This is a genomic window from Viscerimonas tarda, from assembly GCF_054601255.1.
This window is the reverse complement of the sequence record NZ_BAAHWV010000059.1, coordinates 1-9,726: the sequence shown is the minus strand read 5'-3', so window position 1 is coordinate 9,726 and position 9,726 is coordinate 1. Positions and strand designations below refer to the sequence as shown.

Below are 9,726 nucleotides of genomic sequence, written 5' to 3'. Positions count from 1 at the left end.
TTGCCCTCGCTGGGCAACTGTTAATTCCAGTTTCTTTATCTTTCCCATTCCTAATTGTATATACCATACTAGAACGGAAAGACAAACTAAATATTTTATACAAACTAATTATGAACACTTACTTATTTTATTTGTTTGACAATTTTTGGGGTAGGAGATTGACGAGGAAATGAGGAAGCTATTGGTGGATTAGGCGGTGTAATTCGTCCCCAACTTGGGGATAGATTATAACATAGAAAATAACCTTGTCCAGCCGGATTTATAATCCGGCTGCCAGGTCTATAAGGATTTTCAATCCGATTAGCCAATGACTTTAGCCATATTCGATTGATTGTTAGCGTATTTCGGATTGCAAATCCTTATGCTCATTACGATTGGATTGCAAATCCAATCGGACGGTAGAAGAAAATGGTCTTTTATGGAATTTTTCTTTAGAATAAAGCTGACACGGAAATTAAAAGAAAAACGCTAAATCTCTTATTGATTTAGCGTTTTAGTACCCAGAGCCGATACAAAACCTGCTAAAAATAATCTAATCAAAAGAAGCTAAATACATTATTGTTCAATATATTAACTTATACATGGTTTTAGTAAAATTCCATTGATAAGCTAATTTTCTGCTATTATTTACACCTTTTTTACACCCCAATCAAAATATATTTGTACCTTTGCCAACGGAAATTCAAACAACAGAATACACGTTAAAATCAAATAGTCATGGCAAAATTACAGACTAAATCAAAAGAGAATCCCAAACTGCAACAGAAAACGTTGGCGGATGGCAGACAAAGTCTGTACCTCGAATACTATATGGGATACAACAAAGTCTTCGATGAGGAAACAGGGAAAGAGAAAATAAAGCATATCCGTAGCAAAGAATACTTGGGCTTGTATTTGTTAGCCAATCCCCGAACATCGGAAGAACGGCAAAAGAATAAAGAGACATTGGCTTTAGCTACTGAAATACGGATTGACAAGGAAAAAGAAATTACGGCTAAAAAATATGGAAAGGCTCTTCCCGTCAAGCAAAATGTGAACTTTTTAGATTACTATCAATCTTATCTTGATACCTACAAGAAAAAAGACATCCGAATGATGGAGGCAAGTTTCAAACGCTTCAAAGATTTTCTAAGTTTATCTTATCCCAATATGCAAAGGGTACTTAAACCTGAACAGATGAACAAAGAGATGATGGTGAAGTTTGTTGATTATTTACAGGAACGTTCTTATGGAGAAGGGGCAAGAGGTTATTTTCAACGTTTCAAAAAAGTGGTCAAGTATGCTGTGGAAAACGATGTCATTCTGAAAAACCCGTGTACAGGTGTGGTATGTTTGGTGGATGATACCGCACTAACCAAAGATGTATTAAGCCTTGATGAAATCAAGCAATTAGCCCAAACACCTTATCAGAACACGGAAGTTAGACGAGCATTTTTGTTTTGCTTGTATGCAGGATTAAGATATTGCGATGTTATTGATTTGAGATACAGCAATGTGGATTATTCAAACAAAAGAATAAAATTTGAACAGGTAAAGACCAAAGGACATTCCAAAAATTCAATAGTCATCATTCCATTAAGTCAGACCCTTCTGAATTTGATTGGCGAAAAACCGAAAAAAGACGACTATATATTTACTTTGCCGAGCCATACAGGTTGCCTTAAAGCGTTAAGAACATGGGTTGCCCGCGCTGGAATTGACAAACACATCACTTGGCATTGCGCCAGACATAGCTTTGCGGTGAATCTTTTGGGTGAATGTCATACGGACATTAAGACAGTGGCATCTCTTTTAGGGCATAGCGGGCTGAAACATACGGAGAAATACACTCGTGCGGTGGATTCTTTAAAAGAAACAGCTGTAAATGCTTTGCCGGAACTTTCAATATAATACTGATTTTTAAGGTTTAAAATGAAAAATAATCAATTTCTGAAATAATTCCGTACTTTTGTAATCAACTTCTGATAATATATCTTTATTGGAAGTGATAAAAGTAATGTTTTAATAATATGACTCCCGAAGAAAAAGCGAGATTAGAAATAGACAGAAAATTAGAAAATACAGGATGGAAAGTCGTGAACAGAGACGAATACTCCCCATCCGTTTCTGCTATGGCTGTCAGAGAAGGCTTGCTGAAAGGGAATAAAGAGGTGGACTACTTGTTGTTTTTGGACGGTAAAGCTATCGGCGTATTGGAAGCCAAGAGAGAAGATGCAAAATTGTCGGAAGTAGTGGCAGCACAAGCAGAAGATTATACGCATCAGTTATTGAATTGGTATCAATGCTGGCAAAAACCCTTGCCGTTTGTCTATCTGTCGAATGGGAAAGCATTGTTATTTCGGGATATTCGTGCAGGGGGAAATAATTATTTGCCCTTACCAACCATGCACACGCCTAAAGAATTAGCGAAAATAGCAAACATCCAAAATGAATATGCCGGACTACCCTATCTTTCAAACAAAGGATTGCGTAAATGCCAATATGAAGCAGTAACGAAATTGGAAAGCAGTTTGCGAAAAGGCGAAAAGCGTGCGTTGATGGTATTGGCAACCGGAGCCGGAAAGACCTTTACCGCTTGCATGGCTGCCTATCGCTTACTTTCCTATACGCCCGCAAAACGTATTTTATTCTTGGTTGACCGTAATAATCTGGGAAAACAGGCGGAAGGCGAGTTTGGTACCTTCCGGCTGACCGAAACCGGCGAGCCTTTTAATACGATTTTTGTTACCGAACGATTGAAATCACCAAAAATTCCACAGGAGTCGAATGTAGTAATCTCTACTATCCAACGACTTTTTGCCGTATTGACTGGAAAAGAGTTTACAGATGAAGATGAATTTGAAGGGATTCAGGAAGACGATAGAGAAATCACGTTGGACAATAATGTTTTATTACCGCCTGATTTCTTTGATGTTATCATTGTAGATGAATGTCATCGTTCAATTTACGGACGTTGGCAACAGGTGCTAAAATATTTCAAGCAGGCACGAATAATCGGATTAACGGCAACCCCTGCGCCCGAAACATTGGCTTTCTTCAACAACAACCGGATTGTCAATTATACACTTGAAAAATCCATTGCCGATGGCATCAATGTTCATTTCCGAATATATCGTATTAAAACAAAAGTCAGTTCTGAAGGCGGTACGATAGAAAAAGGCGAGAAAATAAATGTAGTTACTGTTCATACAGGGCAAAACACAGTGAGTGATTCCGAAGAAGAAGTTCAATACGGCAATACGGAATTAGACCGCTCGGTAGTCAATCCTACACAAATCCGCTTGGTTTTAGAATCATTCCGCGATGCTGTTTACACTGACTTATATCCCGACCGTAATCCGGATTTAGCCTATATCCCCAAAACATTGATTTTTGCCAAAAATGATAATCACGCAACCAATATTGTAGCATTGGCAAAAGAAGTTTTTCCAAATCAATCACCCGATTTCGTTCAAAAAATAACCTATTCGGCAGGCGACAGCACCGAATTGATACGCCGTTTCCGCAACGACAAGTCTTTCCGCATCGCCGTTACTGTCAATTTAGTGGCTACAGGAACGGATATAAAACCCTTGGAAATACTGCTATTTATGCGGGATGTCGGCTCGGAAATTTTATATACGCAGATGAAAGGTCGCGGAGTGCGCACCATCGGCGATGAGCAGTTACGCAATGTTACGCCTAATGCCACAAGTAAAGATTTGTTCTATCTGATAGATGCTGTGGGTGTTACGGAAACTGAAAAATATGTTTCTAAACCACAGGGCGGAATCAATCCGCCACCGGCAAATCCAACGCTTGAACAACTTTTGGAACAAATCGCTCATGGCTATTTGCCCGACGATTATTTGCAGTTGTTGGCAAGCCGTCTTTCGCGCATCAATGCCAAAAGTAAGGAAAAACAGCGCACTGATTTCGCGAATATTGCCGGTATTACGATGTACGATTTGGCAGTTTCTATTTTCAGCGTCCTTGAAAATGACACTTTGCCGCCATTTAATGAAGTAAATGAGCCTAATACAGAACGCAAAGCATTGGTTGCTTTATTGGCAAACAATCCCGAAGCCCGAAAATACCTTTTGATACTCAATGCCGGATTTGTCAAAGTACTGATTCCGGGCGAAGATGAGGTGATATATACCGGTTTCTCGACGGAAGAAGCGGCATCGACCACACAAGCCTTTGAGGAATATGTAACCACGCATCGGGACGAAATTGAAGCCTTACGAATCATCTACAACAACCAAAACAAACCGATTACCTACGCCCTGCTTTCCGATTTGAAAGAAAAATTATTGGCGAACGACAGGCGATTCAATATGTTGCGGTTATGGAATTCTTACGCCATTGTGGATGCCGGTAGAGACGTGGCACGCCGCGTCTCTACATTACAAAATGAAACTGAACGCGAAGCCCTCACGAATTTAATCCAATTGGTGCGTTACGCCTTCCAAATAATTCCCGAATTGAAATCGCTGTCTTCCTTTGCCGCCTCTCGTTTTGAATTGTGGTGCGGACAAAATCAGCGTCCTTTGACCGAACAGCAGAAAGAGATTGTGAAGGAAATTGTGGGGTATATTGTTGCGAATGGGAGTTATACTAATAATGAATTGCGAGATGAGAATATTACGCTGTTTGCGCAGATGGTGAGGAGTTTTGGGTCGCCGGAGGTGGTGGATGAGGTGTTGGGGTCGCTGTCGTGGGTAATACTTAAAACGGCATAAAATCGAAATATAAGAAAATATGTACATTAAAGAATTTTGAATATATGATATTTAGAACATTAAAATTACAACAATGGAAACAATTTCAAAATATTGATATTGAATTTCATGACAGATTGACTGTATTAACTGGAGCTAATGGATCTGGAAAAACAACTTTGCTACATTTATTGGCAAGACATTTTGGTTGGGACTTTCAAGAATTAGCTACACCTGCGCCTGAAAAAGAAACAGGATTTATGCGCTACTTTACTCGTTTCTTTAAAAAAAACGAACAAAAAGACAATCAAAATATCGGAGAGATTTTATATAGCAATGGTACGATTTCTGATTTAACAATACCGGATTCAAATACGGCTAAATATCATATAAAAATACAATATAGACCGCCACAACGACAACAAGACCAAATTAAAGGCATAAATATTTCTTCGCATAGAAATGTATTTAAATATCAAGAAGTCCCCACTATCTCAACTCAAAAAAGAGATAGAAAAAACGCATATAATTTAGTTGAACAAAATACTAAAACCAATACATTCCAAGTTGGTTATTATGAACATAAACCTATAAATTATTTAATTAAAGAAACTTTATTAAATTGGGCTATTGGAGGCAGTGGAAACAAATTTATTCAACCAGATAGAGAATTAGAGGCGAATTTCTTGGGCTTTCAAAATGTTCTAAAAACAATATTGCCAAAGAATATAGGATTTAAAGAAATCTCAATACGAAATTATGAAATAGTATTAGTTACAGATTCTGGTGATTTTATGCTTGATGCCGTTTCGGGAGGAATAGCGTCTTTAGTCGATTTAGCTTGGCAAGTATATAATTTTTCACATTCAAAAGAAACAATAGTTGTATTAATTGATGAAGTTGAGAATCATTTACATGCAACAATGCAACGTTCCGTATTGCCGGATTTATTGGAAGCCTTTCCTAATATACAATTCATAATTTCTACCCATAGTCCTTTAATTGTTGCTTCAGTAAAAGAATCCAATGTATATGCTTTTAGATATGATAAAGAGAATAAGGTGTATAGTGAAAAACTTGATTTAGTCAATAAAGCAAGAACTGCAACAGAAATTTTGAATGAGGTTTTAGGTGTTCCATTTACTATGCCAATATGGGCAGAAGAATCATTGATTCAGCTTGTTAGAAAATATAGAGACCTTGAAATTACAGAGTCAAATGTAAATCAAATGAGAGAAGAGTTTAGGTTATTAGGGTTGGAAAGTTTAATGCCATTAGCTATTAAAGAAGTTTTTGAAAAATGATAAAATTGACTAAATTAAAAGAGCCAGATATTTTGGTAAATAACAAGACTCAATGGACATCAGATTTGATGTCATATGTGAATAATGGGCAGAAAATACCTAAAGGGATTAAAGATAAATATAATCAAGCAGAAGTAAAAGTTACATTGAAAAAAGAAACACACTCTAAATGTATGTATTGTGAAAGTTATATTTCTGTTGTAGCACCTGAACATATTGAGCATTATAAGCCCAAAGATCAATATCCTATTCTTACTTTTGACTGGAATAATTTGGGATTAGCATGTCCTTGGTGTAATATTAAAAAGAGTGATAACTTTGATGAGAATTGTTCTGTTATTAATCCATATACAGATGAGCCAGAGGATCATTTTATTTCTTTAGGAACAATGATTTGTCATAAGGCAGGCGATAATAGAGCACAGTTGACAGAACTTTTATTGGAACTTAACAGACCTGAATTAATGGAAAGTAGAAAGGCGAGAATTGATGCAATTCGCCCATTGATAGATCAATATACTAAAGAAATGAATCCAACATTAAAAAATATATTGAAGAAAAATCTTGAAGTGGAAATGTCAAATGATAAGCCTTACACTATGTGTATTAAAGCAACTGTAAAGTCAATGATAAACATTTTAATATGAAGAATAACACCTCCGAGCAATCTCTCACAAAAAAAGTCTGGAATCTTGCCGACGTAATCGCTGCCGCAGGCGTAGGCTTTACAGACTACATCATCCAACTGACCTATCTCTTGTTCCTGAAAATGGACTACGAGAAAACCGTGTTGGGCTATACAAGCACGATTCCTGACGGTTATGACTGGAAAGAATTGACAAGTTTAGACGGACTTGATTTAATCCGGCAGTATGAGCAGACATTGGATACTTTGTCCAAAAAAGACGACTTGATTGGCAGCATTTTCACCAAGGCGCAAAATAAGATACAACAACCGGTTTTGCTCAAACGGGTGATTTCGTTGATAGGCGAAGAAAATTGGCTGTCGATGGATGGCGATTTGAAAGGTGCTATCTATGAAACAATTTTGGAGAAGAACGGACAAGACAAAAAAAGCGGTGCAGGACAGTATTTTACGCCTCGTGCGCTTATCAATGCCATGGTCGATGTTACCCATCCTTTGATTACCGAAACAGTGTGCGACCCGGCTTGCGGAACAGGCGGTTTCTTGTTGGCTGCTTTCGATTACATGAAAAAACAATCGAACGACCGCGCAAAACAGCAATTTCTGCGAAATGAAGCCTTGCACGGAAACGACATCACGCCCTTGGTGGTAACGTTGGCATCCATGAATCTTTATTTGCATGGTGTCGGAACAGAGAAAAGTCCGGTAACTTGTTGTGATTCGCTGGAAAAATCGCCCGAAAAGTTATTTGACATCGTCCTTGCCAATCCGCCTTTCGGTACGCGACCAGCAGGTTCTACGAATATCTCGGCAATGCGCGACGATTTATATGTATCGACCAGCAACAATCAACTCAATTTTCTGCAACAGATTATGTTAACGCTGAAATCGGGCGGAAGGGCAGCGGTCGTATTGCCCGATAATGTATTGTTTGAAGGAGGTGCAGGCGAAACAGTGCGCAAAAAACTGCTTTCGGATTTTGATTTACATACCATTTTACGTTTGCCGACCGGCATTTTTTATGCCAATGGCGTGAAAGCGAATGTGCTGTTTTTTAGCAAAGGCAATCGCACCAAAGAAATCTGGTATTATGATTATCGCACGGAAATCAAGCATACCTTAGCCACAAATCCCATTCAACGCCATCATTTAGACGATTTTGTGAATTGCTATCGCTCACGTACAGACGCGGCATGCCACGTCTCTACCTATTCCGCAGAAAATCCAAATGGTCGTTGGCGAAAATACTCTTACGAGGAAATCATTGCTCGTGACAAGACAAGTTTGGATATTACGTGGCTCAAATCAGGTGAAGAAGCGGTCGATTATTCGCTTACCGAATTAATGACGATGATTGAAGAAAAAAGCCAGAACATCCTTTCGGCAGTAGGAGAGTTAAAAACAATAATTGGTAAAATAGAAGAATAAAATAAAAATCAATAATATGAGCGCATATCAAATACAGATGCTCCCGTTGCAAGGGGAAGTTGAAACAAGGTCGATATTAAAGAAACTGGCATCGGCACGTGGTGCACTTGCCGAGATGAAAGGCGTAACGCTAAGTATTCCTAATGAGCGTATTTTGATAAATACGCTTGCCCTGCAAGAGGCTAAGGACAGTTCGGAAATTGAAAATATCATCACAACGCAAGATGAATTATTTCAATCGGACTTTGCTGCCAAAAAATTCAAAACCGTTGCTACCAAAGAGGTGTATAACTATGCTCATGCACTTTTGTCAGGTTTTGAAAACATGAAGAAAAACGGACTTCTAACATTGAATCAAATAATTGACATTCAATCTATTTTAGAAGAAACGAGAGCGGGCTTTCGGAAATTGCCTGGGACAGAATTGAAAAATGAACGAACAGGCGAAACGGTTTATACACCGCCACAAAGCTACGATGAGATTGTGCAATATATGAATAATCTGGAACAATTTATCAATGACGAAACGCTATCGGATTTAGACCCGTTGGTAAAATTGGCGATTATCCACCACCAATTTGAAAGCATTCACCCTTTTTATGACGGTAATGGAAGGACAGGAAGGATTATCAACATTCTTTATTTGGTAAAAGAAAAACTTTTGGATATTCCCGTTCTTTATCTAAGTCGTTTCATCAATCAAAACAAAGGAGAATATTATTCTTTATTACAAAAAGTAAGAACTGAGAACGCTTGGGAAGCATGGATTTTGTTTATGTTGGATGGTGTAGAACAGACTTCTCGACAGACCATAACAATCATTCAAGGCATAAAGACGCTGATGCAGACACAAAAGCACAAAATCAGAGAAGAATTACCCAAAATCTACAGTCAAGATTTGTTAAACAGTCTTTTCAAATATCCCTATACGAAAATTGATTTTATCATGGAGGATTTGATGATTAGCAAATCAACGGCAATCCGCTATTTAGATGGGTTGACAAAAATGGGAGTTTTAGATAAACAAAAAATATGGAAAGAGAGTTACTACATTAATAATGAGTTATATACATATTTATCCAATGTTAATGAAATTCCCCTCTGAAATTATCAAGTGTCAAAAAAGCCGATTCTTGACACCTGATAAGACTGTCAAGTGTCAAAAAAGCCGATTTCTGACACTTGATAAAGTTGTCAAGTATCAAAAAAACCGATTATTGATACCTGAGAAAAATGTCATGTATCAAAAACAAGCATTTTCTATACATGATAAAGTTATATGTATAGAAAATATACATTGCTTTGCATGAAACAATTTGTAATCAGAAAACAATGAATACTAAACAGTTAAGACAAAAAATATTAGACCTTGCCATTCGTGGCAAATTGGTGCCGCAAGACCCCAATGATGAGTCTGCATCGGTGCTTGTTGCCAAAATCCGTGCAGAAAAAGAACGGTTAATCAAGGAAAAGAAAATCAAGCGGGACAAAAACGAAACGTTCATTTTTCGTGGTGAAGATAAATCCCATTATGAGAACATACCTTTTGAAGTGCCTAATAGTTGGGAGTGGAATACAATTTCTGATATTTCATTATCTATTCAATATGGCTACACAGGGTCTGCAATTTCTTCAGGAAAATATA

General features: G+C 37.7%; 6 protein-coding genes and 1 pseudogene. All 7 read left to right on the top strand.

What is annotated here, in order from left to right:
* The first annotated feature begins 717 nt into the window (after positions 1-717).
* Positions 718-1,890, top strand: a complete 1,173-nt coding sequence (locus tag ACYPWY_RS14875; protein WP_459686335.1) for a tyrosine-type recombinase/integrase — start codon at positions 718-720, stop codon at positions 1,888-1,890.
* Between the two features lie 119 nt (positions 1,891-2,009).
* The gene (locus tag ACYPWY_RS14870) at positions 2,010-4,724 is read left to right on the top strand and encodes a DEAD/DEAH box helicase family protein (protein ID WP_459686334.1); all 2,715 of its coding nucleotides are present in this window, start codon (positions 2,010-2,012) and stop codon (positions 4,722-4,724) included.
* Positions 4,725-4,768: 44 nt separating this feature from the next.
* Positions 4,769-6,007: an AAA family ATPase gene (locus tag ACYPWY_RS14865; RefSeq protein WP_459686333.1), complete on the top strand. Its 1,239-nt coding sequence runs from the start codon at positions 4,769-4,771 to the stop codon at positions 6,005-6,007.
* A gap of 5 nt (positions 6,008-6,012) precedes the next feature.
* On the top strand, positions 6,013-6,654 hold the full coding sequence (locus ACYPWY_RS14860; protein ID WP_459686332.1) for an HNH endonuclease: 642 nt from the start codon (positions 6,013-6,015) through the stop codon (positions 6,652-6,654).
* Positions 6,651-8,081: a type I restriction-modification system subunit M gene (locus ACYPWY_RS14855; protein ID WP_459686331.1), complete on the top strand. Its 1,431-nt coding sequence runs from the start codon at positions 6,651-6,653 to the stop codon at positions 8,079-8,081. The genes ACYPWY_RS14860 and ACYPWY_RS14855 overlap by 4 nt, the downstream gene beginning before the upstream one ends.
* A 16-nt stretch (positions 8,082-8,097) precedes the next feature.
* Positions 8,098-9,186: a Fic family protein gene (locus tag ACYPWY_RS14850; protein WP_459686330.1), complete on the top strand. Its 1,089-nt coding sequence runs from the start codon at positions 8,098-8,100 to the stop codon at positions 9,184-9,186.
* 227 nt (positions 9,187-9,413) lie between these two features.
* Positions 9,414-9,726, top strand: a pseudogene (locus tag ACYPWY_RS14845) (restriction endonuclease subunit S); the annotation flags it as partial.

What these genes read in the sequence shown, in the direction of transcription:
- ACYPWY_RS14865 (WP_459686333.1), top strand. Translation starts at nt 4,769, where the DNA reads ATGATATTTAGAACATTAAAATTACAACAATGGAAACAATTTCAAAAT.
- ACYPWY_RS14875 (WP_459686335.1), top strand. Translation starts at nt 718, where the DNA reads ATGGCAAAATTACAGACTAAATCAAAAGAGAATCCCAAACTGCAACAG.
- ACYPWY_RS14850 (WP_459686330.1), top strand. Translation starts at nt 8,098, where the DNA reads ATGAGCGCATATCAAATACAGATGCTCCCGTTGCAAGGGGAAGTTGAA.
- ACYPWY_RS14855 (WP_459686331.1), top strand. Translation starts at nt 6,651, where the DNA reads ATGAAGAATAACACCTCCGAGCAATCTCTCACAAAAAAAGTCTGGAAT.
- ACYPWY_RS14870 (WP_459686334.1), top strand. Translation starts at nt 2,010, where the DNA reads ATGACTCCCGAAGAAAAAGCGAGATTAGAAATAGACAGAAAATTAGAA.